At 63.7% G+C, this 26,622-nt stretch carries 20 protein-coding genes; 6 read left to right on the top strand and 14 right to left on the bottom strand.

What is annotated here, in order from left to right; all coding sequences use genetic code 11:
* Nucleotides 1-5: 5 nt before the first annotated feature.
* Both H7993_RS05300 and mfd read right to left on the bottom strand, forming a co-directional pair.
* Nucleotides 6-2,330, bottom strand: coding sequence for a DEAD/DEAH box helicase (locus H7993_RS05300; protein ID WP_185793699.1), 2,325 nt, complete (start codon nt 2,328-2,330; stop codon nt 6-8).
* Between the two features lies 1 nt (nt 2,331).
* Complete coding sequence (gene mfd / locus H7993_RS05295; protein WP_122478766.1) at nt 2,332-5,781, bottom strand: transcription-repair coupling factor; 3,450 nt, start codon at nt 5,779-5,781, stop codon at nt 2,332-2,334.
* A 336-nt stretch (nt 5,782-6,117) separates the two neighbouring features.
* Here mfd and H7993_RS05290 point away from each other — a divergent pair, with 336 nt between their 5' ends.
* Nucleotides 6,118-7,581 (top strand): glyceraldehyde-3-phosphate dehydrogenase, encoded by a 1,464-nt coding sequence (locus tag H7993_RS05290; RefSeq protein WP_122712953.1) that lies wholly within the window; start codon nt 6,118-6,120, stop codon nt 7,579-7,581.
* 137 nt (nt 7,582-7,718) lie between these two features.
* Here H7993_RS05290 and tcuC read toward each other — a convergent pair whose 3' ends face one another.
* The 7 genes from tcuC to H7993_RS05255 form a co-directional block, all read right to left on the bottom strand.
* Nucleotides 7,719-9,008 (bottom strand): MFS transporter, encoded by a 1,290-nt coding sequence (gene tcuC, locus H7993_RS05285; protein ID WP_185793698.1) that lies wholly within the window; start codon nt 9,006-9,008, stop codon nt 7,719-7,721.
* A 195-nt stretch (nt 9,009-9,203) separates the two neighbouring features.
* Entirely contained in the window at nt 9,204-9,428 is a 225-nt protein-coding gene (locus tag H7993_RS05280; RefSeq protein WP_185793697.1) for a DUF6555 family protein, read from the bottom strand.
* Between the two features lie 122 nt (nt 9,429-9,550).
* Nucleotides 9,551-10,801 carry a D-mannose isomerase gene (locus tag H7993_RS05275; RefSeq protein WP_185793696.1) on the bottom strand — a complete coding sequence of 417 codons (1,251 nt, stop codon included), beginning with the start codon at nt 10,799-10,801 and terminating at the stop codon, nt 9,551-9,553.
* A gap of 106 nt (nt 10,802-10,907) precedes the next feature.
* Nucleotides 10,908-11,057 carry a hypothetical protein gene (locus H7993_RS05270; protein WP_163007597.1) on the bottom strand — a complete coding sequence of 50 codons (150 nt, stop codon included), beginning with the start codon at nt 11,055-11,057 and terminating at the stop codon, nt 10,908-10,910.
* Between the two features lie 47 nt (nt 11,058-11,104).
* Nucleotides 11,105-12,337 (bottom strand): MFS transporter, encoded by a 1,233-nt coding sequence (locus H7993_RS05265; RefSeq protein WP_122478756.1) that lies wholly within the window; start codon nt 12,335-12,337, stop codon nt 11,105-11,107.
* A gap of 88 nt (nt 12,338-12,425) precedes the next feature.
* Entirely contained in the window at nt 12,426-12,701 is a 276-nt protein-coding gene (locus H7993_RS05260) for a DUF3253 domain-containing protein (protein WP_122478754.1), read from the bottom strand.
* Nucleotides 12,702-12,800: 99 nt separating this feature from the next.
* Entirely contained in the window at nt 12,801-14,261 is a 1,461-nt protein-coding gene (locus H7993_RS05255; protein ID WP_280517398.1) for a sugar porter family MFS transporter, read from the bottom strand.
* 392 nt (nt 14,262-14,653) lie between these two features.
* Between H7993_RS05255 and map the strand changes: the two genes are divergently transcribed.
* Nucleotides 14,654-15,412 carry a type I methionyl aminopeptidase gene (map, locus tag H7993_RS05250; RefSeq protein ID WP_185793695.1) on the top strand — a complete coding sequence of 253 codons (759 nt, stop codon included), beginning with the start codon at nt 14,654-14,656 and terminating at the stop codon, nt 15,410-15,412.
* A gap of 25 nt (nt 15,413-15,437) precedes the next feature.
* On the opposite strand, the gene H7993_RS05245 is transcribed toward map, so the two are convergent.
* From H7993_RS05245 to H7993_RS05225, 5 genes are all read right to left on the bottom strand, one after another.
* Entirely contained in the window at nt 15,438-15,806 is a 369-nt protein-coding gene (locus H7993_RS05245) for a response regulator (protein WP_122478751.1), read from the bottom strand.
* 21 nt (nt 15,807-15,827) lie between these two features.
* Complete coding sequence (locus H7993_RS05240) at nt 15,828-17,273, bottom strand: ATPase domain-containing protein (RefSeq protein ID WP_185794183.1); 1,446 nt, start codon at nt 17,271-17,273, stop codon at nt 15,828-15,830.
* A gap of 289 nt (nt 17,274-17,562) precedes the next feature.
* Nucleotides 17,563-18,903 (bottom strand): cation:proton antiporter, encoded by a 1,341-nt coding sequence (locus H7993_RS05235; RefSeq protein WP_185793694.1) that lies wholly within the window; start codon nt 18,901-18,903, stop codon nt 17,563-17,565.
* A gap of 133 nt (nt 18,904-19,036) precedes the next feature.
* Nucleotides 19,037-20,908 carry an RHS repeat domain-containing protein gene (locus H7993_RS05230; protein WP_185793693.1) on the bottom strand — a complete coding sequence of 624 codons (1,872 nt, stop codon included), beginning with the start codon at nt 20,906-20,908 and terminating at the stop codon, nt 19,037-19,039.
* Nucleotides 20,850-21,824 (bottom strand): hypothetical protein, encoded by a 975-nt coding sequence (locus H7993_RS05225; protein WP_185793692.1) that lies wholly within the window; start codon nt 21,822-21,824, stop codon nt 20,850-20,852. Before H7993_RS05225 ends, H7993_RS05230 begins: the two co-directional genes overlap by 59 nt.
* Nucleotides 21,825-22,038: 214 nt before the next feature.
* Here H7993_RS05225 and H7993_RS05220 point away from each other — a divergent pair, with 214 nt between their 5' ends.
* The 4 genes from H7993_RS05220 to H7993_RS05205 all read left to right on the top strand — a co-directional run bounded on the left by H7993_RS05220 (nt 22,039) and on the right by H7993_RS05205 (nt 26,621).
* Entirely contained in the window at nt 22,039-22,995 is a 957-nt protein-coding gene (locus H7993_RS05220) for a sugar ABC transporter substrate-binding protein (RefSeq protein ID WP_122478742.1), read from the top strand.
* A 68-nt stretch (nt 22,996-23,063) separates the two neighbouring features.
* On the top strand, nt 23,064-24,608 hold the full coding sequence (locus H7993_RS05215; RefSeq protein WP_185793691.1) for a sugar ABC transporter ATP-binding protein: 1,545 nt from the start codon (nt 23,064-23,066) through the stop codon (nt 24,606-24,608).
* On the top strand, nt 24,605-25,597 hold the full coding sequence (locus H7993_RS05210; RefSeq protein WP_185793690.1) for an ABC transporter permease: 993 nt from the start codon (nt 24,605-24,607) through the stop codon (nt 25,595-25,597). The genes H7993_RS05215 and H7993_RS05210 overlap by 4 nt, the downstream gene beginning before the upstream one ends.
* 1 nt (nt 25,598) lies before the next feature.
* The gene (locus H7993_RS05205; RefSeq protein WP_185793689.1) at nt 25,599-26,621 is read left to right on the top strand and encodes a LacI family DNA-binding transcriptional regulator; all 1,023 of its coding nucleotides are present in this window, start codon (nt 25,599-25,601) and stop codon (nt 26,619-26,621) included.
* Nucleotide 26,622: the final 1 nt, after the last annotated feature.

Raw genomic sequence — 26,622 nt, 5'->3', positions numbered from 1 at the left:
TGCGTTCAGCGGCGCTGGGAGGGAGGGCTGGGCAGCGGTGCGAGCAGGGCGTCGATATCGTCGCCCTGCAGGCGCCAGTCGCTGCCTTCGCGGGCATCGAGAACGCCCGCCGCCAGGGCCGACTTTTCCTGCTGCAGGCGCTGGATCTTTTCCTCTACCGTGCCACGGGTGATCAGCTTGTAGACGAACACCGGTTTCTCCTGGCCGATTCGGTAGGCGCGGTCGGTGGCCTGGTGCTCGGCTGCGGGGTTCCACCACGGGTCATAGTGAATGACCGTGTCCGCCGCCGTCAGATTCAGGCCCACCCCGCCGGCCTTGAGGCTGATCAGGAAGATCTGCAGCTTGCCGTCCTGGAAGTCCTTGACCGGTGCCCGACGGTCGCGGGTGGTACCGGTGAGCAGCGCATAGGGCACGCCGCGCTTGTGCAGCTCCTGTTCGATCAGTCCCAGCATCGAGGTGAACTGGGAAAACAGCAGAATGCGTCGACCGTTGCCCAGCAGTTCGTCGAGCAATTGCAGCAGACTGGTCAGCTTGCCCGAGCTGTGCCCTGGTGCAGGCGGCGCAACGCTGTTGACCAGACGCAGGTCGCAGCAGACCTGGCGCAGCTTGAGCAACGCTTCGAGAATGATGATCTGGCTGCGCGCCAGGCCCTTGCGGTCGATCTCGGCCCGGACCTTCTTGTCCATGGCCAGGCGTACCGTCTCGTACACGTCGCGCTGTGCGTCATTGAGTTCGACCCAGTGGACGATCTCGCTCTTGGCCGGCAGCTCGGTGGCCACCTGCTCCTTGGTCCGACGCAACAGAAACGGCTTGATGCGCGCGTTCAGATGCTGCAAGCGTGCCTCGTCGCCCCGCCTTTCGATCGGCACGCGGTAGTTGCGGCTGAACTGTTTGCTGTCACCCAGCCAGCCGGGCATGAGGAAATGGAACAGCGACCACAGTTCGCCCAGGTGGTTTTCCAGGGGCGTGCCGCTCAGGCACAGGCGTTGCCGCGCGTTGAGCTGGCGCGCCGTCTGCGCGGCCTTGCTGCCAGGGGTCTTGATGTACTGGGCTTCGTCGAGTACCAATACGTGCAGCGGCACCCGCTCGAGCACCTCGATGTCCTTGGGCAGCAGGGCATAGGTGGTCAGCAATACGTCGTAGTCGGCCAGATGGGCGAAGTGTTTCTTGCGCGCGGCACCGTGCAGCGCGAGGACCTTGAGGGTCGGCGCGAAGCGGGCAGCCTCGTCCTGCCAGTTGGGCACCAGGCTGGTGGGCATCACCACCATGGCCGGGCGATCCAGGCGCCCCGCCTGTTTCTCGATCAGCAGGTGGGCGAGGGTCTGCAGGGTCTTGCCCAGGCCCATGTCGTCGGCCAGGATGCCGCCCACTTCCAGCTGCCGCAAGGCCTGCATCCAACTCACGCCCTCCAGCTGGTAGGGGCGCAAGGTTGCATTCAGGCCCTCGGGCGCTGCCACCGGGCAATGGCGAATGTCACGCAGCCGTTCGGCGAAATGGCGTACCTGCTCGCCGCCTTGCCAGTCCAGGGACAATGCCTGCAGCCCTTCCAGGCGCGTGGCATCGGCTGTAGCCAGGCGGATCGAGGTTTCCCCAGGCTCGCGCAGGTAGAAGTCGCCCAGGGTCGCCAGCACCGGCTTCAGCCGCCCATAGGGCAGGGCGACCTGCAGGGTTCGCTGGAAGCCGAGGTGGGAGGTGTGGATGGGCACCAGAATCTGCTCGTCGTCGCGCCGTCGCGCCAGGTGCGCCGGGTTGAGCAACTCGGGGTGGCTGCGCAGCAGGTTGAGCAGGATCGGCAGCAGGCTCAACGGCTCGCCGTCGACCACGATGCCCAGCTCCAGATCGAACCAGTCGCGTTCCGGCCCTTCTTCGATTGCAGCGTACCAGCGCTCTACCGGCGTCAGGTCGAACGCGAAATCCTCGGCGTATTCGATTTCCCAGCCTTGCTCGCGCAACCCCGGCAGTTCGTTGAGGATGAAACGCAGCCAGGCGGCATCGCTGGGCAGCTCGAAGATTTCGCCGGCGCTTTCGGGCAGAGCCTTGCTCTGACGGGTGGCGAGTTTGAAACCGATGCCCTGCAGCTGCTCACGCAGGGCCCGCTCGGCGGCCGGCTGGCGCTGGATCCGAGCGCTCTGGTTGTTCCACTGGCGTGCCACGGCAGTAGGCCGCGGGCCGCTGACATACTCGCCCGCGTAGCCGTAGGCCAGCGCTGCGCGGTGCTGCACGTAGCGCTGCATCTTGCCGTTGCGCGGTTCGAAAGCGCTGAACTCGACACTGCCCAGCCACAACCGAGGGCGCGGTTGCAGGGTATCGATCAAGCGCTCATCGGGCATATCAACCGGCTTTCGGCGTGAGGCGTTCGAACAGCGCCTCGATGACGTTGAAACGCTCCTCGGCGCGCTCCATCGGCACCATGAACTTGAACAACGTGGCGCCTTCGAACTTGTAGCGCTTGGGCTGGCTCTGGATCAGCTTGATCAGGGTCAGCGGATCGACCGGCGTGCTGGCGCCGAATTCGATGCGTCCACCCTGCGGGCCGCCATCGACCTTGGTAATGCCCAGTTGCTCGGCCTGAAGCTTGAGCAGGGTCAGGCGCACCAAGTTCTTGGTCGGCTCGGGCAGCAGGCCGAAGCGGTCGATCATCTCCACCTGCAGGTCCTTGAGACCGTCCTCGTCCACCGCCGAGGCGATGCGCTTGTAGAGGATGAGGCGTGCGTGCACGTCGGGCAGGTAGTCCTCGGGAATCAGGGCCGGCAGACGCAGGTTGATTTCCGGGCCGCCACCCAGCGGCTGGTCGAGGTTGGGCTGCTCGCCCTTGCGGATCGACTTCACCGCGCGTTCGAGCATTTCCATGTACAGGGTAAAGCCGACTGCCTGGATCTGCCCGCTCTGGCCTTCGCCGAGCAGCTCGCCGGCACCGCGGATCTCCAGGTCGTTGGTAGCCAGAACGAAACCCGCCCCTAGGTCCTGGGTATTGGCGATCGCTTCCAGGCGCTTTTCCGCGTCCGGGGTGATCTGCTGGCGCGGCGGGGTCAGCAGGTAGGCGTAAGCCTGGTGGTGACTGCGCCCCACGCGGCCGCGCAGCTGGTGCAGCTGGGCCAGGCCGAACTTGTCGGCACGCTCGATGATGATGGTGTTGGCGCTGGGCACGTCGATGCCGGTCTCGATGATGGTCGAGGCAATCAGCACGTTGAAGCGCTTGTGGTAGAAGTCGCTCATCACCTGTTCGAGCTCGCGCTCGCGCATCTGCCCGTGGCCGATGCCGATGCGTGCCTCGGGCACCAGTTCGGCGAGGTCGGCGGCGCATTTCTCGATGGTCTTCACATCGTTGTGCAGGTAGTACACCTGGCCACCGCGCAACAGCTCGCGCAGCAGTGCTTCCTTCACGGTGCTCTTGTTCTGCTCCATGACGAACGTGCGCACCGACAGCCGCCGTGCCGGCGGCGTGGCGATGATCGACAGGTCGCGCATGCCGGCCACGGCCATGTTCAGGGTGCGCGGGATCGGCGTGGCGGTCAGGGTCAGGATGTCGACTTCGCTGCGCAGGGCCTTGAGCGCTTCTTTCTGGCGCACCCCGAAGCGGTGCTCCTCGTCGATGATCACCAGGCCCAGGTTCTTGATCTTGACGTCGTCCTGGAGCAGCTTGTGGGTACCGATGACGATGTCGATCTTGCCCTCGGCCAGTTGCGCCACCGCGCTGTTGACCTCTTTGGTCGACTTGAAGCGGCTCATCACCTCGACGCTGACCGGCCAGTCGGCGAAGCGGTCACGGAAGCTGTTGTAGTGCTGCTGGGCGAGCAGCGTGGTCGGCACCAGAATGGCCACCTGGCGACCACCGTGCACGGCGATGAAAGCGGCGCGCATGGCCACTTCGGTCTTGCCGAAGCCGACGTCGCCGCACACCAGGCGGTCCATCGGCTTGGGCGCCAGCATGTCGTGGCGCACCGCGTCGATGGCCGATTGCTGGTCCGGGGTTTCCTCGAAGGCGAAGCCGGCACTGAACGTGGCGTAGTCCAGCGCCGGGTCGGCGAAGGCATAGCCTTTGCGGGCAGCACGGCGCGCATAGATGTCGAGCAACTCGGCGGCCACGTCGCGGACCTGCTCGGCCGCCTTGCGCTTGGCCTTCTGCCAGGTTTCCGAGCCGAGCCGGTGCAGCGGCGCCAGTGCATCGTCGCTACCGGTGTAGCGGGCGATCAGGTGCAGGTTGGCCACCGGCACGTACAGCTTGGCGTTCTCGGCGTAGGCCAGGGTCAGGAACTCGGCAACCTGATTGTCGATCTCCAGCGTCGCCAGGCCCAGGTACCGGCCCACGCCGTGGTCGATGTGCACCACCGGCGCGCCTTCACGCAATTCGGTGAGGTTCTTGATGACGTTGTCGTTGGCGGCGTCGGCACGCTTGTCGCGGCGCCGGCGCTGCATGACGCGCTGGCCGAACAGCGGGCTTTCGGCGATCAGGGCCAGGGCCGGGTCGAGAATCTGCAGGCCCTCGTCCAGTGGCGCGATGGTGATCGCCAGGCGCTCCTTGCCCTGGGCAAACTCTTCCCAGCCGTCCACGGTCCTCGGGCGAACCTTGAGCCGCTCGAGCAACTCCAGCAGTACTTCGCGACGGCCAGCCGATTCGGCGGTGAACAGTACCCGCCCGGGGAACTGGTCGAGGAATCCGGCCAGCGCGGCGAGGGGCTGGCTGGCCTTGGCCTCGATGGCCAGGTCCGGCAGTTTGGCTGCGGCAAAGCGCTCGCGGCCCGGCCCCGGTTCCAGATCGTCCTGGCTGACGATCACCCGCGGCCAGGTCTTGAGTTGCGCAAAGCAGTCTTCCACCGGCATGAACAGTTCGGCGGGCGGCAGCAAGGGCCGCGCGGGATCGACCCGGCGCTCTTCATAGCGGTTGCGCACATCGCTCCAGAAATGCTCGGCGGCCTGTTCGATGCCGGGCAGCGAAAACACCTGGGTGTCCTGGGGCAGGTAGTCGAACAGGGTCGAGGTTTCTTCGAAGAACAGCGGCAGGTAGTACTCGATGCCAGCAGGCGTGATGCCGCTGCTCAGGTCCTGGAAGATCGGGCAGCGCCGGAAGTCGACGTCGAAGCGTTCGCGAAAGCGCGCTTTGAAGCGGGTTACCGCCTCCTTCTGCAAGGGGAACTCGCGTGCCGGCAGCAGGCGGATCGATTCGACCTTGTCGATGGAACGCTGGGTCTCCGGATCGAAGGTGCGCAGGGTCTCGATCTCGTCGTCGAACAGGTCGATCCGGTAGGGCAGTTTGCTGCCCATGGGGAACAGATCGATCAGGGCGCCGCGCACGGCGAACTCGCCGTGTTCATAGACGGTGTCGACATAGCGATAGCCGCTGGCTTCCAGGCGCGTGCGCATCTGCTCCACGTCCAGGCGCTGGCCAACATCCAGCACCAGGCTGCTGCCGAGCAGAAACTGGGTCGGTGCCAGCCTGTGTAGGGCAGTGGTGATAGGCACTACCAAAACCCCGTGTGCCAGCTCGGGCAGGCGGTAAAGGGCGGCGATGCGCTGCGAGATGATGTCCTGGTGCGGCGAGAACAGGTCGTAGGGCAGGGTTTCCCAGTCGGGGAAATGCAGCACCGGCAACTGCGGGGCGAAAAAGCGCAGTTCCTGTTCCAGCCGATCGGCGCTCTGGCTGTCGGCGGTCAGCAGCAGGGTGAAGCGCTTGGCAGCGTTGGCCGCTTCGGCGATCGCCAGGCTCAGGGCGGCCCCGGGCAGGTTGCCCCAGGCATGTTTGCCTGCCGAGGCAGGGAGTTGCGGAAGGCGCAGAACAGGCACGGGAGGTTGAGCTCCAAGCGTTGCGGCGGAAAACCGGGATTGTACCGGGGCGGCGGGGGGCTGTCAGGTGCTGTGATGGGGTTGTGCCATTGTGCGGCTTCTACAAGCAGACCCTGAAGGATCCGGGCATTGATTTTCTTGTTCGATCGCGGAGGAATCGGCCCGCAGAGGGCGCGCCATGGTCCCTCGCCATAAAACCGCCGGGTGTCGCCTACCTCATTGGTACACCTCGGTTTTTTTGACGGCCCGATTCGCCAAACTTCACGACGCCGATAAGCGCGGATTGCTCCAGCCGCGCGGCGAAGTCATAATGTAGCCCGTTTTCTCAGCCCCTACATGTGGAAGGTTACCGTGACTCAGAAGCCCGACCAGTGTCTTGGTGAATGGATCGATCGTGAAGCACTCGCCGAAGCGATGATTCCGTTGATCGGCCAGCTCTACCGCAATAACAACGTAGTCACCTCCATCTACGGCCGCAGCCTGATCAACCGTTCGGTGATCGAACTGCTCAAGGCGCACCGCTTCGCTCGCCACCGCCAGTCCGATTCCTCGGAGCTGTCGGTGCACGAGACGTTCCCGCTGATCAAGGCGATGAGCGAACTCAAGCTGGGCGCCGCCTCCGTCGATCTGGGCAAACTCGCGGTCAAGTTCAAGGAAAGCGGGAACGGGCGCAGTGCCGAACAGTTCGTGCGTGAAGAACTGGCAGACGTGGTCGGCAAGCAGAACGAAGGCGAGCGTACCGGTACCGACGTGGTGCTGTACGGTTTCGGCCGCATCGGCCGCCTGCTGGCGCGGATTCTGGTCGAGAAGGCAGGTGCTGGCGATGGTCTGCGTCTGCGCGCCATCGTCGTGCGCAAGGGCGCCGACAACGATCTGGTCAAGCGCGCCAGCCTGCTGCGTCGCGACTCGGTGCACGGTTCGTTCGACGGCATCATTCATGTCGACGAAGCCAACAGCACCCTGACGGTCAACGGCAACCTGATTCAGGTCATCTACGCCAAGAACCCGAGCGAAGTCGACTACACCCAGTACGGCATCAAGAATGCCCTGCTGGTCGACAACACTGGCGTGTGGCGCGATGCCGACGGCCTCGGCCAGCACCTGGCCTGCCCCGGCATCGACCGCGTGGTGCTGACCGCACCGGGCAAGGGCAAGCTGAAGAACATCGTGCACGGCATCAACCACGGCCAGATCACCGCTGACGACAAGATCGTTTCGGCGGCGTCCTGCACCACCAATGCCATCGTGCCGGTGCTCAAGGCGGTCAACGACAAGTTCGGCATCGTCAACGGCCACGTCGAAACCGTTCACTCGTACACCAACGACCAGAACCTGATCGACAACTTCCACAAGGGCGACCGTCGCGGCCGTTCCGCGGCGTTGAACATGGTCATCACCGAAACCGGTGCTGCCACTGCCGCTGCCAAAGCCTTGCCTGAACTGGCCGGCAAGCTGACCGGCAACGCGATCCGCGTACCGACGCCGAACGTCTCCATGGCCATCCTCAACCTGAACCTGGAGAAGGCCAGCACTCGCGAAGAAATGAACGAGTACCTGCGCTACATGGCGCTGCATTCGGACCTGTCCCGGCAGATCGACTTCGTCAACTCGCAGGAAGTGGTATCGACCGACTTCGTCGGCTCGCGCTACGCCGGTGTGGTCGATGCCGAAGCCACCATCTGCAACGACAACCGCGTCGTGTTGTACGTCTGGTACGACAACGAGTTCGGCTACAGCTGCCAGGTCGTGCGCGTGATGGAAGACATGGCGGGCGTCAACCCTCCAGCTTTCCCTCACTGAGCCTGACCGCTGAATGAAAACGCCCCGACTGGTTCGGGGCGTTTTTGTGTGTGGGTGTCAGTCAGGACCCCGTCACGGGCAGAGCCCGCGTGCTTTTGTGGGAGCGGGTCTCTGCCCGCGAAGGCCGCGCCACCGTTTCACGCCTGCGCCGCCAACGCAGTCCGCTGCGCATGGCGGTCGCCACGAAACAGCACCAAAGTCGCCACCAACCCCAACACCGCCGCGCCACTGAGCCAGATGCCCGGTGCCGCCTTGTTGTCCAGGGCATGAATCAGGTAGGTGCAGGCGACCGGGGTGAACCCGCCAAACGTCGCCGTGGCCAGGCTGTAGGCCAGGGAAAACCCGGTGGTGCGCACGTCCAGCGGCATGATCTCGGTCAGCGCCACCACCATGGCACCGTTGTACGAGCCATACAGGAACGACAGCCACAACTCGACCGTCAGCAAACGCGCGAAGCTGGGGTCAGCCACCAGCCATGACAAGGTCGGATAGGCCGTCAGAATCGCCAGCACCGTGGCCGCAAGCAGCAACGGTTTGCGCCCGATGCGGTCCGACAGCGCGCCCATGATCGGCAACCAGATGAAGTTGGAAATGCCCACCGCCATGGTCACCAGCAACGCATCCATGTCCGACAGGTGCAGCTCGTTCTTGCCGAACGTCGGCGTGTAGGCAGTAATCAGGTAGAACGACACGGTGGTCATCACGACCAGCGCCATGCCCGCCAGCACCAGACGGAAATTCTGCGCCACCGAGTGCACCACCTGCTTGAGGGTTGGGCGGTGGGTACGAGCCTCGAACTCCGGCGTCTCCTCCAGCGAGCGGCGGATGAAAAAGATCACGGGTACGATCATGCAACCCACCAGGAACGGCACCCGCCAGCCCCATTCGCCCATCTGTCGTGCATCCAGGAAGTGATTGAGCAGTACCCCCAGCAGGCCGGCGAAGACCACGGCGACCTGCTGACTGGCAGACTGCCAACTGACAAAAAAGCCCTTGCGCCCTGGTGTGGCGATTTCCGCCAGATACACCGACACCCCGCCCAGTTCGACGCCTGCGGAAAAGCCCTGCAGCAGCCGGCCGAGCAACACCAGTAAAGGCGCCGCAACGCCCAGGGTCGCATAGCCGGGTACGCAGGCAATCAACACCGTGCCCATGGCCATCAACGCCAGGGTCACGATCAGCCCTTTGCGGCGCCCGTGCCGGTCGATGTAGGCACCCAGAAAGATTGCCCCGAGCGGGCGCATGAGAAACCCGGCACCAAAGGTGGCCAGCGATAGCATCAATGAAGCGAAGGCGCTGTCGGTCGGAAAGAAAGTCTTGGCGATTGCCGTGGCATAGAAGCCATAGACCATGAAATCGAACATTTCGAGAAAATTACCGCTGACAACGCGAAAAATCGCCTTGCCTTTACCCACCTCAGACGTCATGGCCGTGCTCACTCTACTTGATCTTGTTGATGACCCATGGATTCGAACAGCTGGCCGATCGGGCACAGCTGTCCGACTCCGGGAACATATCTTGTAACAATATGTTCCAGATCAACCTCAGGTAAAGTGAATTCGTTCGCTAGCTAAGTTTTTCCAGCCACGTTGCCGCGTGGGTAATCCGAGCGCCGAGCCTGCTCAGGCAGGGCGCCAGCTCACCGCGTGAATGCCGAATTTCTCGGCCGAGGGCTGGCTGGTCTTGGTCACGTGCTCGCGGCCGAATCGACCGATGCGGCCAACGCCAGCATCGCAGCTCGCCCAATGCCAGGCTTCGCTGTTGTCCATTTTCTCGGCTCTGATGACGAAGGATTTGGGATCGCCGTGAAGGGTATAGTCGATGACGAACAGTTTCGCGTTGTTCATGGGGCCGAGGTTCTTCCATGTGATGAGCGGCGTGATGTGCGTCGGAGTATGGCCCGCCAGAAAAATTCCGTTGGATTGGCGCGTCCGCGCCAATCCGCAGATTGCCTGGTAGCTCGCTCAGCTCAGCCCAGGCCGGCCTGGCGGGCCAGCGCGGTTGCCAGGCTCGGAGCCAGCGGCAAGGTCGGTAACAAAGTTGCCTGGTAGGCATGGTAGAGATCAGGCTTGCCCGGCCAGATGGTCCCTGCTGGTCGATTGCGAGCGTCGAGTTCGTGGTACCAGCTGCCGTGCTCGCGGTCGATCAGGTAGAGGTCGATGTAGTCCCAGAACTCGCGATACCAGCGCTCGTAAGCGGCATCCGCGGTGCGCTGGTGCAACGCCGCGGCGGCGGCCACTGCCTCGGCCAGCGTCCAATGCAGGCGCTGCGCGACCACTGGGCGTTGCTGCCAGTCGATGGTGTAGACGATTCCCGGCTGCCCGTCCACAGCCCAGCCCAGGTCGCAGGCTGCGGCGAACAGACGCTGGGCGTCATCGGCCAGCCAGCTTGGGTTGGTCAGGCCGATGCGGTGCCTGGCGGCCTCCAGGTGCAGGAGCAATCGCGCCCACTCGAATGCGTGCCCTGGGGTTTGCCCGTATGGGCGAAATTCGTCGGCGGGGCGCTCGTGGTTGTAGTCCGCCAGGGGTTGCCAGCAGGCGTCGAAATGTTCGACCGGCAGGTAGCTGGCCGCAGCCGCGTGGTGGTGAATCAGCCGTTCACTGATTGCCAGCGCGCGATCCAGCCATTTGTCGTCGTTGCAGACGTCGGCCAGCGCCAGGCACGCTTCCACGCCGTGCATGTTGCTGTTGCCACCGCGGTAGCTTTCCGGATCGCTCCAGTCCTGGGCGAAGGACTCCAGGAATGCCTGCTCCTCCTCGCACCAGAAGCGTCGTTCCAGCACATCGACCGCATCCGTCAGCAACGCTGTCGCGCCGGGCCGTCCGGCGGCAACCGCCGAGCTCGCCGCCAGGGCAACGAAGGCATGCAGGTAGGCTTGCTTGCGCTCTGCAGCCACGGGTTTCTCGCTGGCATGCCAGCCGCCATTTCGTGCATCACGCAGTGGGCCTTGCAGCGTGCGAATGCCGTGGTCGACCATGGCTGCGCTGCCCGGGATCCCCTGGAGGCAGGCAAGGGCGAAGCTGTGGGTCATGCGCGCGGTCTGAATGGTCAATGCGCCACTGGACAGCAGCGGTCGGCCACGGTGGTCGAGGTCGGCGAAACCGTTCTCGATCCGCGCGGCCTTGGCAAACTCCAGCAATCGCTGCCCCTGCAGGGCCAGCCAGTGCCGGTGGGCGGGAAGGGTCAACCAGCTGTTTGCAGCGGGAGTAAGGGGCTCCATCTGTACCAATGCCTCGCTAGGGGATGCAGGAGGCATCCAGCATAGCGGCCAGTGTTCCGTCGTGGGGAGCACTGGCCCTTACAGTCATGCTTGTGGCCGATTCGACCTATTCATAGGCGTCATCTTGATCATCTTCGTCTTCAAGCGGCACGGGGGCATTGCTCGTGCCCGATCCGGGGTCTTCGTTGCCTGGATCGTTGATGAAAGGCACGCCGTTCGGGCCTTTCTCTTCAGTACCTTCGGTTTCCGGTGTCATGGTCATTCTCCTGTAGAAGAAATACGTCGCGACCTGCACGGGTCGCCTCAGACGTTGGACGCTCGGGCACGCACGACGTTCATGCTGACCATGGCCACCACCGCAACCAAGGCAACCAGTACGCTGAAAAATTCCGCCGAATGATGCAGGCCGAACTGTGGAATGCTCACGCCGACGGCAATCACCGGCACCGACATGGACAGGTAGTAGACGATGAACAGTGCCGAGGTCACCCCGGCTTTCTGGCCGGCCGGCGCGGCGTTGGCCACCGCGCCCATGCCGGCGCGGAAGGTCAGGCCCTGGCCGATGCCGCTCAAGGCGCCGCCCAGTACCAATAGCCACAGCTGCGCGCTGGCGATACTCATGCCCAAACAGGCCACGCCCACGATCAGCACGCTGCAACCGATGCTCATCTGTGCACTGTCGCGGATCCGCCGGACCCATGCCTGGCCGACGACCGAGCCTGCGAACAGCACGAAGATCACCGCGCCGATCACGACCCCTCCGTCGTGACCCATGACCTGACGCATGATCGACGGCACCAGCGAGGTGAACAGCCCCGTCACGCTGAAACCGGCGAGGCCGGCAATGGCCGCAGGAATGAACGGCCCGCGCACCGCCGCTGGCAGGCTGGGACGCTGGAAGGCAAGCCGCGGCTTGGCCGGGCGTTGGACGGTTTCACCGACAGACAGAATGGCTGCGGTAGCCGCCAGCAGCAGCACCAGGTGGACGACGAACGCCAGGTGTACGGGCCATGGCAGGAATTGTGAAGTCAGCCCGGCCAGCAATGGCCCGAGGCCCAGGCCCAGCATGTTGGCCGCGGTGGCGACCAGGGTGGCATTGCCCTGCCAGCGCTTGGGCGCCGCCTCGATCACCGCCACCGTGCCGGTACCGGTCATGATGCCGGCCGAGAAGCCCGAGATCAGCCGACCGACCAGCAGCCCGCCGATGGAGTCGGTGCAGAGGAAGATCAGCGCACTGAGCGCGCCCATGGCCAGGCCGGCCAGCAGCATCGGTCGCCGGCCCAGTTGATCGGACCAGCTGCCGACCGCCAGCAGCGCAAAGATCACGCCGGCGGCATAGATGGCGAAAATCAAGGTCACCCAGGTTGGACCGAAACCCAGGTGCTGTTGATACAAGGCATACAGCGGCGTTGGCAGAGTGGTGCCGATCATGGTGATCAGAAACGCCAGGGCGATCAGCCAGAAACGAGTCCGGGCACGCCGGTCGTTGCAGGTGTCGTCGGTGACGCCAGGGTCTTGCGCAGGTGTTCGAGTCATCGGTTTCAGCCAGATCGGAGAAGGCAGTCGGAGTACCCGTCGGTGGCATTTGGCCGGACGCCCGTCAGCAGCGGCGGCCAGCTATGCATCAGGGGTGCTTGAAGTGCGCGCCACGGCGCAGCCGGATCGGCCCTTCGGCTTCAGTGTCCGGGTCGAGCCGCACATCGCCTTGAGTCACGTCGATGATGCGAGCGGCGGCCAGGGCCCTGGCCACCCGGCGAACCTCGGGCATCAGCGCGCGCCACTGCGGTTCATCCTGCTCCAGCGAGCGAGCCACCTCGGAGGGGCAGATCGAAGCGCCGGGAGCGCGCTGTTCCAGCAATTGCAGGACGCGGCTGGCGATGACGTCGTCGGGATGGGTCATGGAGGGCGTTCGTCCTTGCAGGCAACATGGCGAATATGAAAACAACTTCAGCCATGTTACCTGCAACGTCTCGCACTGGACATATCGACCCGTGCCGGCTCAGGTGCTGGCGGCCTCGTCCGGAGTGAATTCCTTCTCCATGTGCCGTTCGATCTGCTCCAGCGACTTGCCCCGGGTTTCCGGCACGCAAGTCATCACGAAGATCAGCGACATGACGTTGATCACCGCGAACAACATGAAGGTGTAAGGGCCGAAGCCGGCCAGCGCGATCGGGAACATGAACGCCACCGACGCATTGCACAGCCACTGGAAGCACACTGCCGTGCCGGTCATCAGGCCACGCAGGTGCGAAGGAAACAGCTCGGACATCAGCAGCCAGTAGACCGGGGCGATGAAGGTCTGCATGAACAGCAGGAACATCAGGATACAGGCCAGCGCCAGGTAGCTCTGCAGCAGCGAGGCCGGCAGCATGGTCAGCACACAGCAGAGCAGCACCTGCGCGAGGATCACGAAGCACAGGCCGGTCATCAGCATCGGCCGCCGGCCATGGCGCCCGACCAGCCAGATACCGATCAACGTGGCGATCACCGAAGCCACGCCGTTGCCGATGGTGGCGGTGAGTGCCGCGTTGGTTCCCAGCCCGGTGGACTTGAGGATGACCGGCGTGAAATACATGAACGCATTCACCCCCGTCAGCTGAGCCACGAAGCCCAGCCCCATGCCCACCAGCAGCAGGCGACGCAGCCAGGGCTCGGCCCAGATCGAGGACCAACTGACATCGGCGCGCTGCTCTTCGTTCTGGGCAATGATTTCCTTCATTTCCTTGTCGACCTGCTTCTTGCTCGAACGCAGCCTTTCCAGCACTTCGCGTGCCTCGTCCATGCGTCCCTTGCTGGCGAGCCAGCGCGGTGAGGTGGGCACGAAGTGCATGCCGATCCACAGCAGGGCCGCCGGGATCACTGCGATGGCGAGCATCCAGCGCCATACATCCGGGGTGTGGGCGAAATGCGCGAGCAGGGCGTTGGAGACGTAGGCCACCAACTGCCCGGTGACGATCATCAACTCATTCTGGCTGACCAGCCGCGCCCGCTTGTTGGGGCCGGCGATTTCGGCAATGAACATCGGCACGATCGCCGATGCCCCACCGACTGCCAACCCCAGCACGAAGCGAGTGGCGATCATGATCGCCACCGTCGGCGCGAGGGCGGAACCCAGGGCGCCGATCATGAACAGGATGGCCAGGCCTTTGAGCGCCGTCAGGCGTCCGTATTTGTCAGCCAGATGGCCGGCGAACAATGAGCCGAAGGCGGCACCCAGAATCAGCGAGGAAGCCACCAGGCCCTCGGTGAACGGAGTGAGGCCCAGGCCACCTTGATCCGGCCCCTGGGTCATGAAGGGCAGGGCGCCGGAAATCACCCCCGTGTCGTAGCCGAAGGCCAGCGCGCCCATGGTGGCGATGATCGCCACACGCACCACTATCTGGCCGGGAGAGGTGCGTGTGGCGTCATTTTCCTCGCCTGCAGGCGAAGTGTCGGGTGTTGTGGTGTTGGAACTGGACAAGGCTCATTCCTTTCATTGCGCGCAGGCAATGCGTCGTGATGCGCCACGCAGGATCGCGCACGAAAGGGGCAAGGCAGGTATCAGCGTTCGGTGTTGCGATGCCGGCCCGAGAAGGGAACACTCCCTAAGGCCGTCGGCTCCAGCGGATATTATGATTATGTCGAACTGCTTGAATTTTGAAGTCTTCGGGCCGCATTCGATCATGCTGCCGAAGACACTGCCTGTGCGCTTTTCGCGACCATCTGCCGGTATGGCGCTGGGCTGTGAGTCTTATGAACGAAGTGGTTACAAAAAGTTTTGTATCGTTTGAAATTAAATGATGTCGGCGTGCGCCGCCCAGGCACGGCAGCGGCGCTCTGCTAGCATAGAGGCTTGAATCCCAGGAGAAACCCGTGAGCCGCAAGAATCTGAACCGCACCCCCGAGCAAGTCGCCTTGGCCCGCCGCGCAGGGGCGCTTGCCGCTGACGTACTGCGGATGATTGCACCGCACGTACAGGCCGGCGTCACCACCCAGTACCTGGATAAGCTGTGCAATGCCTACATCGTGAACGAATTGAAAGTAATCCCGGCCAACGTTGGCTATCACGGGTTTACCAAGACGGTGTGCATATCGGTCAACGAAGTGGTTTGCCACGGTGTGCCCAGCAACGAAGTGGTGCTGGCCGACGGCGACATCGTCAACATCGATGTGGCCGTCATAAAAGACGGCTGGTTCGGCGACACCAGCCGCATGTACTACGTCGGTGAACCCAGCGCGCTGGCAAAACGGCTGGTGGACACTACTTACGAGGCAATGCTGGCTGGTATCGAAGTGGTCAAGCCGGGTGCGACCTTGGGCGACATCGGCCACGCCATCCAGAGCGTGGCGCACCGTGAAGGTTTCAGCGTAGTGCGCGAGTACTGCGGGCATGGCATCGGACAGATCTACCATGACGATCCGCAAGTGCTGCACTACGGCCGCAAGGGCGAGGGGATGCGTTTGAGCCAGGGCATGATTTTCACCATCGAGCCCATGATCAACGCCGGCAAGGCTGGAACCCGCCAGTTGGCCGATGGCTGGACCGTGGTGACCCGCGATCGGTCGTTGTCCGCGCAATGGGAGCATATGGTGGCAGTGACTGCCGATGGCTACGAAATCCTCACGCTCTAAAACGCGCGAGCGGCGGCTTTTGCGCCTAGGCCGGATCCAGCGGCACCAATTCGCGCACGCGTGCTACCACTTCGTTGATGTCGAAGGGCTTGTCGTATACGGCGTTGAAAAGTTCGGGCGTTGCCCGGCCGACGTTGCCTTGGGCGCCACTCATCAAAAGAATGGGCACAGACTCGAACGAAGCGTGACTACGGATCTTCTGCGCCAGTTCGAGGCCGTTCATCCCAGGCATCATGAAGTCGGTAATGACCAATGCCGGACGCTCGCGATCGAGGATCTCAAGCGCACGCTTGCCATTACCGGCCTTGACGGCCATATAGCCTTCGTCTTCCAACGCGTAACCAAGAATGTCGGCGATGAGATACTCATCGTCGACGATCAGGATAGTGGGCATGTCAGTTCGACCCCGGCAACATCACGGATTCGAAATCGTGGAGGCACTACCCGATAACACTGCCTCTGCATTTGTGAACGCCTTTCTCAGGTCGATTCCATGACCATGGATGACCAGCTCCAATAGCGACGGATCATAATAACTGTCTCTGATTTTAAGAATGGAAAGCAGCCGTTTTAGTTCAGACTCATGTTCGACGAATCGCGTCAGCAGGATGTTGTCGACGATGCTGGAGAGGTCTGGCGCCGGCGAGGTGATCTCCGGACCGAACAGGCCGCGAACCTCCCACGTGGCGAACACCGTGACGCCACGGGCGCGCAGCTCGCTCATCAGGGTACTGAAGAACTCGGTCAGGCGTACGGTGCTGGTCGCCGTGCGGGCCATGCCGCCCAGGCTGTCGATGAGCAGGCGCTTGATGCCATGGACCTCGACATGGCGCAGCAGCCTTGCCCCCAGACCGTCGAGCAGCCCTTCGGTAGTTGGCTGCCAACACACGTGCAAAGCGCCGCTGGCTTGCAGCGCCTCGAAATCATGGCCAAGCGATCGCGCCTTGACCTGCAGGCGGCGCTCGGACTCGTACATGCCAAACAGCATGCCCGGCTGTTCGGGCGTGGACGCCGACAGGAAGCTGATTCCCATGCTGGTCTTGCCGATGCCCGACGGGCCCATTACCAGCGTCACCGAGGAACGCGGCAGACCGCCGCCAATCAGGTTGTCCAGCGCCGGAATGCCGCTGGATATGCGGGTAAGATCGGTGGGGTCGGGGCACGAGGGGTGGCTGTACAGGCTTTCCAGGCGCGGGTAGACCACCAGCCCATCGTCGGTGATCTCGCATTCATGCAACCCTGACAGCGCGCCGCTGCCACGGGTCTTGCGCAGCTGGATGCGGCGCACCGAACGGGTGTTGAACAGCTCCTCGCCCAGTTCGATCACGCCATCGACCATGGTGTGCTCGGGGCTGCCGTCGTCCAGTCGCGAGCTGGTCAGGAACAGCACCGTACACCCGGCGAACGCCGCATGGCCCTGCAGCTCGGAGATGAATTTCTTGGTGTCGATCTGCGAGTCGGCCTTGGAGCGGGCATTGAGCACGCCATCAACGATCAATACCGTCGCTTTCTGCCGACTGATTTCGCGGCGCAGCAGCTTGACCACTTCGTCCAGGCCTTCGTTTTCCAGGGTGTCGAATGCGCTGACGAACTGGATCTCGTTGCCGATTTTCGAGGCATCGAAAAAGCTCAGCGTGGACAGGTACTGGAACAGCCGCTCATGGGATTCCGCAAGCAGGGTGGCGACCAGTACGCGGCCACCCTGGCTCACGTGATTGAAGCCCAACTGGTTGGCCAGGATGGTCTTGCCCGAACCCGGACGGCCCTGCACGATGTATGACGCACCGGCCACCAGCCCACCCTTGAGCAACAAATCGAGCCCTTCAATCCCGCTTGCGAGGCGCTTTAGCTGTTCCAATATCCGATCTGCCTGTATGGGTTGTACGCGATCGGCCATGTCTGCACGACAGTGACCGATCCATCAAATGCTGGGGATTCTATACCTTTTTGACCAAGCCAGTGCATCCAAACCCATGCCCCTGTAGCAGCGGCGCAAGCCGCGTCAGGTGTCACTGCATCCATTCAGATACATCGCATACACCGTCGACGCGGCTTGCGCCAACGGTATGGCAGGTGTTCGCACTCCCTGTAGCAGCGGCGCAAGCCGCGTCCGGCAGCACCGCGGAGCCCCTGATCCACCTCAACCACCGCTAGACGGATTTCCGCCGACGTTCGTAATGCTCCAGCAATGGCTGGGTGCTGATGCCATGCACCAGAATGCTCAAGGCCACCACCGACAACGTCAGGCTGATGCACACCTGCTCGACCGACTCCGGCAGTTCGTGAGCCAGGGCGTAGCACAGGTAGTAGATCGAGCCAATCCCGCGGATGCCGAACCAGCCCAGCAACGCCCGCTGATGACCATCGAGCAGGCGGCGGCTGACCAGCAGCCATACGCTCAGCGGGCGGATCACGCAGAACAGTGCCGCCGCCAGGCCGACCGCACGCCAGTCCCAGTAGGCAGACAGCGTTGCCCCCAGAATGGTGATCAGCAGCACTTCCATGGACCGTTCCACCAGATTGCCGAACACCAGGATGTCACCCATCATCACCCCAGCGGCCAATTGCCCGTCCTCCAGATCCTTGGGATGGGTGACGGTACCTTCCTCGGGCGCCAGGTCGCGGTGCCCCACGACCGGCTTGGCCAGATGCTCCGAAGGCACCTCGGATCTCGACGTACGCACTTCTGCCTGACGCAGCCCCAGGCCGGCCGCGAACACTGCGAGAAATCCGAAAGCGCCCAGGGATGCGGCGCCAAAGTACGACAGGGCAATCAGCGCCAACGCCAGAAAGTCGTTGGGCGAGTTGGTACTGTCGGCATTGCGCACGCGCAGGTAGATCATCAGGTGACCGATGGCCCGGCCCATCCCGTAACCGACCAAGAGCCCGACCGGCACGCCCCACAGCAGATTCTCCAAGGCCCACTGGCCCAGCCAGTGGCTGTCCAGGCTGCCATGGTGCAGCATCAGCAGGCTGAGGATCACGAAGGGAAAGGCCGTACCGTCGTTGAGCCCGGCCTCACCCGACAGCCCGAAGCGCACACGGTCGAAGTCCTGCGCGCTATTCACCTGGACCATGGATGCCAGCACCGGATCGGTCGGCGCCAGCATGGCCCCGAGCAAGGTACTCACGCCCCAGGACAAGCCCAGGCCGTAGTGCGCCACCAGGCACACGCCCAGAATCGACACCAGCATGACCGGACCCGACAGCATATAGGCCGCTCGCCACGCGCTGCGCCCCAGGCCAAGTCGCAGCTTGATCCCGGTGCTGAACAGCGAGAACAGCACGGCAGCCTCCGCCAGGCGCTCGAGCCACGAGGCGGTGTCCTTGAAATCGGTGGTGAACAGACCCAGCCCCATGGGACCGATGGCCACGCCGAATGCCAGGCACACCGCAGAGGTCGTCACCGGCAGCCAGCGCAAGTAAGACGCCGTCAGCGCCAGCATCAACAGCAGGACGCCAAGAACGGCCATCCACAAAATAAAGCTCATCAGGCCTCGCCGGGCTTGCGCCCATGAAATGGCTACAAAATGTAACCGCTTCAGCTGTGACTGCCAGGCAGAGCGTTAGTTGAGTGGCAAAACGTCGCGGCCAGTGGCTACTGGCACAGGCGGCGAGCTGGCGTTATGGATTGCCCGAGAGACCATAACTCTGCTTGACGCGGTCCATGATGCCCGTGCGATTCGACGCATTGACTGTCTTCATCTGCCCCATGAGGTTTTCACCGGTCTTGCTCGCAAGCAGATCCTCATGAGTCTTGGCAATCTCTCCAAGCTCCTCCGCGCCATGCACCACACCGGTCACGGTCCACGCCGTCGACAACACCTTGAGTCCGAACTTCGCTACTGGATGTGGCACCACCGTAGCAGCGCCGTCCAGGCCTGCCTTGACCGTAGCGCCGAACGACAGGCCGGTGATCAGCTTGTCTTGCGTCAGCTCCTGCAGGTCGTGCAGTGACGCTTGCAGTTCCTCGGCCTTGGTTTCGGACAGGGTTGCCAGCTCGGCAGTGCCTTGCACGGCTTTCTGGGTGTTTTTGATAGTGGCCTTGATGCTGTGCGCAACGCCGTTCACCGCATCCGTGGCAATAGCCCCCGCCAGAGGTGCTTTGTTGATCTGCGAGAGATCGCCGGTCTGGCTGAACTCGACCACGGTGCCAACGCTTTCAGCACCCTTGAGCACTGCACCGACGCCCGGCACTTGCCCATGCGCGAGGTGATCTGCCGTCTGCGCACGGCCCTTGGCACTGTTCAGAATCTGCTGCCCCGGGCTGAATTGGTCCTTCATGCGCTGAACTTTGCCCATGGCGTTGTCCGCCCGCTGGTCGCCCATCGAGGTGCTGGTTGGAGCAGCAGCTGGCTGCGCTGGCGCTTGCGACTGACGTTCGTGGTACTTGTACGCCTCGTAGCCAATACCCGCTGCGCCGACGCCGCCCTTGAACAAGGCACGCATCATCCGGCCATCGTCATCCACTGCAGACGACGGCGAGTTGCGCACCATGGCATACAGATTGAGCCCATCCACCGTCCCCGCCGGATCGGCGCTCAGCCAGCGTCCGGCCCAGGGCTGATAGTAGCGGTAGCCATAGTAGTAGAGCCCGGTGTCGTCGCGTTCCTTGCCCGAGTAACGGACGGTCTTGTAGCTCGCTTCGACCTGGTGGCGGCAGGCCCAGACCGAGGTGGCGCCGAACGGAAAGAATTCCTCGCGGCTGATGACTTGACCGTCGCCGTCGAGTTCCAGGCCATGACTGCCCAGCAGGTCGGTGTAGCTGTAGCGCAACTGATCGTTGGCCAGTCCCTCGGGACTGCCGTCTGGCCAGTGCAACAGGCGAATATGTTCGGCTACCTTGAGGCAATGCAGGGTCTGGCCGTCATGCTGGCGCAACTCCAGCCCCGGCAGGTAGCAAGTGCTTCCCTGCGCGTGGGTCTTGCGCAGTCGCTGGTGCTGCTGGCCGTAGAGGTAGTGCTCGGTGCCGGCCCCGGCGCGAGTCACGCTGGCCAGCTGCATGCGACTGTTCCAGGCGACAGATTGTGAGCCGTCCAGCCCGCGTTGTTGCCCGGCGGTATCGAACTGGCGGTCGACCAGTGCAGGGTCATCGCACACGCTGCTCAACACCGCCCGGTTGCTGCACGCCGAGGTCGTCAGCCTGACCGTGTAGCCGGAATCAGTGGCTGGCACGGTGTGCCGAATGCTCTGCAGGTTGCCGGCCTCGTCGTACGCGTAGCGACGCTGGTACAGCGCATGGGCGTGGGTATCGATGGGGAGTGCAGATGGCAGGCTGCTGCTCATCTGGCCGAGTGCAGCCATCTGCCGGCCGCTGGCCAGGATCAACTGCGACAGCGAGTCGTAACGGTAGTCCTGCTGCGGATCGATTTTCTGATTGCGCCAGAAGCGTGTCTGCTCCGCTTGGTTACGCACCTGAGTCATTCGACCGGTCGGGTCATAGCGGTAGCGCAGGTCCTGCAAGGTCTGGCGGTCGCTGGCGCGCTGGGTACGCATGCCGACCAGGCTTTGGGTGTCGGCTGCATAGGTATGGGTGATGACGACACCGTTGGCATGCCGCTCGACTTCTTTCTGCCCCCCCGGCTGTGTAGGTCACGTCCAGCACCACCGGCGTCTCCAAGCCGCCATTGCGAGTGACCCAACTGGCCCGGTACTGCCCGCAACGGTCATGGCCATGGCGTTGCCGATGGCCCCTGGCATCCTCGCTTGCGATGATTGCGCAGCAGGCATCGAAGCTCACCGTACTGGTCAGGCTTTGCGATTCCAGGCACCGCGCCTCGCCTTGGGCATCATCCTGCGCCCAGTCGCATTCGGTGTGGCCAGCTAGCAGTTGCAGGGTCTCGCCGGCGATTGCACCGAGCAGGCTGCGCGCTTGCACGACGTGTCTGCCGGCGCTGTCGAAACGTGTCTGGCAATGGCCGGCCAGGTTGAACGCTTTGGCCTCTGCGTCAACGCCCGCCCATTGCCAGCGCTCGGCGGTGCGAAAGGCACGTTGGGCAGAGCGTTCCCGGATCGACAGCAGCCGACCGGGCAGCGCCGCAGGTTCGTAGCAGCGCGTCTGCTCGACACCGTTCGCCAGCCATGTCATCGCCTCGCGGCCACAGGCGTCGTACAGCGTTCGCGTGTTACCGGCATCGACACTGCGGGTGTACAGGCATCGACCGCTCAAGCTGCGCACCTGTACCAGGTTGGCGGCCACTTCGGGACGCTCGGCCTGGGCCGCGTGAAGGCGCGGATCGATACTGCTGATCAATTGCCCGCTGGCGTCATGGCCGTAGCGGGTGATGCGGGCCTGCGCAGGACCCGCTTGGTCGCGGTGGTAGGCAATCTCGCGCAGCACCCGCGCCCGGCCGTCGAAGCAGCGCAGGGCAGGGGTTGCAGCATGGATGGTGTGAGCAGCAGCGTCAGTCATGGCAGTACCGATAAACAGGAATCAGGGATAGGTTTCCCGCTGTTGTGACCTGCCGTGTTTCGGCCCGCCTCGAGTGGGCGCTGTGATGACCCGTGCTACAGCCCTCGGCACCGATTGACAATTCTCCGATCCCTGACCATAGTTCCTGTCACGCAAACGTTTGCGGGTTTCCGCAAGCTGCGCTCGATAACAATCATAAGATCGGAGTAAACCCATGAAGCTGCCCTTCGCCGGACGCCTGCTCGCTGTCTCCCTGATGGCTGCCATCGGCGCCATCGCCCCGTTGCAATCCTCTTTCGCCGATACCCAGAAGCCCAAGGTCGCGCTGGTCATGAAGTCCCTGGCCAACGAATTCTTCCTGACCATGGAAGACGGCGCCAAAAGTTACCAGAAAGAGCACGCTGCCGATTTCGATCTGGTGTCCAACGGCATCAAGGACGAGTCCGACACTGCCAACCAGATCCGTATCGTCGAGCAGATGATCGTCGCCAAGGTCGACGCGCTGGTCATTGCTCCGGCGGACTCCAAGGCACTGGTACCCATCATCAAGAAAGCCATGGATGCAGGCATCAAGGTCGTCAATATCGACAACCAGCTCGATGCCGGGGTGCTTAAGAGCAAAGGAATCCAGGTGCCGTTCGTGGGCCCCGACAACCGCAAGGGCGCCAAGCTGGTGGGTGACTACCTGGCTACGCGCCTGAGCGCCGGCGACCAGGTCGGCATCATCGAAGGCGTACCGACCACCACCAACGCGCAGATGCGCACTGCCGGTTTCAAGGACGCCATGCAAGCGGCGCAGATGAACATCGTCTCGGTGCAGTCGGGTAACTGGGAAATCGACAAGGGCAATGCCGTCGCTTCGGCCATGCTCAACGAGTACCCGGACCTCAAGGCGCTGCTGGCCGGCAACGACAGCATGGCGCTGGGCGCAGTGTCTGCAGTGCGCGCCGCCGGCAAGGCGGGCAAGGTCCAGGTGGTCGGCTACGACAACATCAATGCCATCAAGCCGATGCTCAAGGACGGCCGCATACTGGCCACGGCCGACCAGTTCGCCGCCCGCCAGGCAGTGTTCGGCATCCAGAACGCCTTGGCCCTGGTCAAGGGCGACAAGCTCGACGTCGACGCCAACGGTGTCATCCAGACCCCGGTCGAGCTCGTCACCAAGCCTTGATGCAGTGCACCTCGCGGCAGGTCTGGCCAGTGCCGGCCTGTCGCCCGCAGGTGTGCCTGGAGAAACCTATGACATCCAACGTTGTGCTGTCGGTAAGTGGCATCGGCAAGACCTATGCCCAGCCGGTGCTGTGGGACATCGACCTTGAGTTGCACCGCGGCGAAGTGCTGGCCTTGACCGGCGAGAACGGCGCGGGCAAAAGCACGCTGTCGAAGATAATCGGTGGCCTGGAAGCACCCACCACCGGCCAGATGCAGTTCCAGGGCCAGCCATGGCTGCCGGGCAGTCGCACCGCAGCCGAGCGCGGCGGGGTGCGCATGGTCATGCAGGAACTCAACCTGTTGCCTACCCTGACCGTCGCGGAAAACCTGTTCCTCCATGATCTGCCCAGCCGTGCTGGCTGGATCGACCGTCGCCGCCTGCGCGAACAGGCCCGCCAGGCCATGGCGCAGGTGGGCCTGGATGCCATCGACCCGGATACCCTGGTCAGCGACCTTGGCATCGGCCATCAGCAGATGGTCGAAATCGCCCGCAACCTGATCGGCGACTGTCAGGTGCTGGTGCTCGACGAACCTACCGCCATGCTCACCGCACGCGAGGTCGACATGCTGTTCGCGCAGATCCTGCGGCTGCGCGAACGCGGGGTGTCGATCATCTACATTTCCCACCGGCTGGAAGAACTGGCGCAGGTCGCACAACGCATCGCCGTGCTGCGCGACGGACGCCTGGTGTGCGTCGAACCGATGGCGCGCTACGACAGCGAACAGCTGGTGAACCTCATGGTCGGGCGCGAACTGGGCGAGCGTATCGACCTGGGCGAGCGACGCATCGGCGCGCCGATGTTCAAGGTGCAGGGCATGACCCGTGGCGACAAGGTCAAGGACGTGTCCTTCGAGGTGCGCCAGGGTGAAATTTTCGGTATTTCCGGATTGATCGGGGCTGGGCGTACCGAGCTGCTGCGGCTGATCTTCGGCGCCGATACCAGCGATGCCGGTACCGTTGCGATCGGTCAACCACCCAAACCGGTGAGCATTCGCAGCCCGGCCGACGCCGTTGCTCATGGTATCGCCCTGATCACCGAAGACCGCAAGGGCGAGGGCCTGCTGCTGTCGCAGTCGATCAGCGCCAATATCGCCCTGGGCAACATGCCGGCCATTTCCGCGGCCGGCATCGTCGACAACAAGGCCGAGCGAGCCTTGGCCCAGCGCCAGATCGAGGCCATGCGCATTCGCAGTTCCAGCCCGGCGCAGACGGTGGCCGAGCTTTCCGGCGGCAATCAGCAGAAGGTGGTGATCGGCCGCTGGCTGGAGCGTGACTGCAACGTGCTGCTGTTCGACGAGCCCACCCGTGGCATCGACGTGGGCGCCAAATTCGACATCTATGCCCTGCTGGGCGAGCTCACCCGCCAGGGCAAGGCGCTGGTGGTGGTGTCCAGCGACCTGCGCGAGCTGATGCTGATCTGCGATCGTATCGCGGTGCTCTCGGCCGGCCGACTGATCGACACCTTCGAGCGCGAACACTGGAGCCAGGATGAACTGCTGGCAGCCGCGTTCGCCGGTTATCAAAAACGCGATGCGCTGCTGGCCGAGCCTGCAGCAAGGACCCCTGCATGAAAACTTCGACACTGCCCAAAGATACTCCCGGCGCAAAAACCGGCGGCACTTACCTGGGCCTCGGCACCTATCTGGGTCTGGCTGGCGCATTGCTGGCCATGATCGTCCTGTTCTCCCTGCTCAGCAGCCATTTCCTTTCGTACAGCACGTTCAGCACCATCGCCAACCAGATCCCCGACCTCATGGTGCTGGCCGTCGGCATGACCTTTGTGCTGATCATCGGCGGCATCGACCTGTCGGTGGGTTCGGTGCTGGCGCTGGCGGCCTCGGCGGTCAGTGTCGCGATCCTCGGCTGGGGCTGGAGCGTATTGCCCGCAGCCCTGCTCGGCATGGGTTGCGCAGCGCTCGCCGGCACCATCACCGGCTCGATCACCGTGGCCTGGCGGATTCCTTCGTTCATCGTCTCCCTGGGTGTGCTGGAAATGGCCCGCGGGGTTGCCTACCAGATGACCGATTCGCGCACCGCTTATATCGGCGATGCCTTCGCCTGGCTGTCCGACCCGGTAGCGTTCGGCATCGCGCCCTCGTTCCTGATCGCCCTCGGCGTCATCGCCATTGCCCACCTGACCCTGACTCGCACCGTGTTTGGCCGCTACCTGATCGGCATCGGTACCAACGAAGAAGCCGTGCGCCTGGCCGGCATCAACCCCAAGCCCTACAAGGTGCTGGTGTTCTCCCTCATGGGCCTGCTGGCGGGCGTGGCCGCGCTGTTCCAGATATCCCGGCTGGAGGCGGCCGACCCGAATGCCGGTGCTGGCCTGGAACTGCAGGTGATCGCCGCCGTGGTGATCGGCGGCACCAGCCTGATGGGCGGGCGCGGCTCGGTCATCAGCACCTTCTTTGGCGTGCTGATCATTTCCGTGCTGGCGGCCGGCCTGGCGCAGATCGGCGCAACCGAGCCGACCAAGCGTATCATCACCGGCGCGGTGATCGTCATCGCCGTGGTGCTCGACACCTACCGCAGCCAACGCGCACGCAAGCGGGGCTAGCATGGCGACCATCAAGGACGTGGCGGCGCGAGCCGGTATCTCCTACACCACCGTCTCGCACGTCGTGAACAACAGCCGGCCGGTCAGCGCGCACGTGCGGCGCAAGGTCGAGTCGGCGATCGCCGAGCTCAACTACGTTCCCAGTGCGGTGGCGCGCTCCTTGAAAGCGCGCAGCACAGCGACCATCGGCTTGTTGGTGCCCAACAGCGTCAACCCGTATTTCGCCGAGCTGGCGCGTGGTATCGAAGACTGCTGCGAGCGCAACGGCTACTGCGTGATCCTCTGCAACTGCGACGACGACCCGCAGAAGCAGCGCAACTACCTGCGCGTGCTGCTGGAGAAGCGCGTCGACGGTATCGTATTCGCCTCGGTGGGTGGCGATGCCGCGCTGACCGACATGCTCGCGGCGGTGCGCACGCCCATGGTTATCGTCGACCGCGGCCTGCAGCAGGTGGCAGCCGACCTGGTGTGCATCGATCACGAACAGGGTGGCTACCTGGCCACCCGGCATCTGCTCGAACTGGGCCATCGCGCCATCGCCTGCATCAGTGGCCCGCAACATACCCACGTGGCGCAGCTGCGCCTGGACGGCTATCGTCGTGCGCTCGCCGAGTACGCCGTGCAGCCCGCGCCCGAGCATGTCCTGCACAGCGATTTCACCAGTCCGGGTGGCTACCGTGCAGCGGTCGAGCTGCTCGCGGGGCCGGTGCCCACGGCGATCTTTGCGGCCAACGACATGATCGGCCTGGGCGTGCTGCGCGCGGCCGCCGAGCGTGGCGTCCGCGTGCCCGAACAGCTGTCGGTCATCGGTTTCGACGATATCCAGCTCAGCCGCTATGTGTACCCGGCCCTGACCACCGTCGGCCAGCGCATCGGCGAGTTGGGTGAAGTGGCTGCCGAGCGGCTTCTGGCGCGCATCGCCGGAGCGGCCGGCACAGCCGCCACGCAACACATCATCGCGCCACAGATCGTGGTGCGCGAGTCCACGGCGCGATACGCCGGTCTTTCCCATGAATTGCGCTGAG

The organism is Pseudomonas baltica (assembly GCF_014235765.1).
Lineage (GTDB): Bacteria > Pseudomonadota > Gammaproteobacteria > Pseudomonadales > Pseudomonadaceae > Aquipseudomonas > Aquipseudomonas baltica.
The sequence above is the reverse complement of the archived record's forward strand: the minus strand, read 5'-3'. Positions and strand labels throughout refer to the sequence as shown.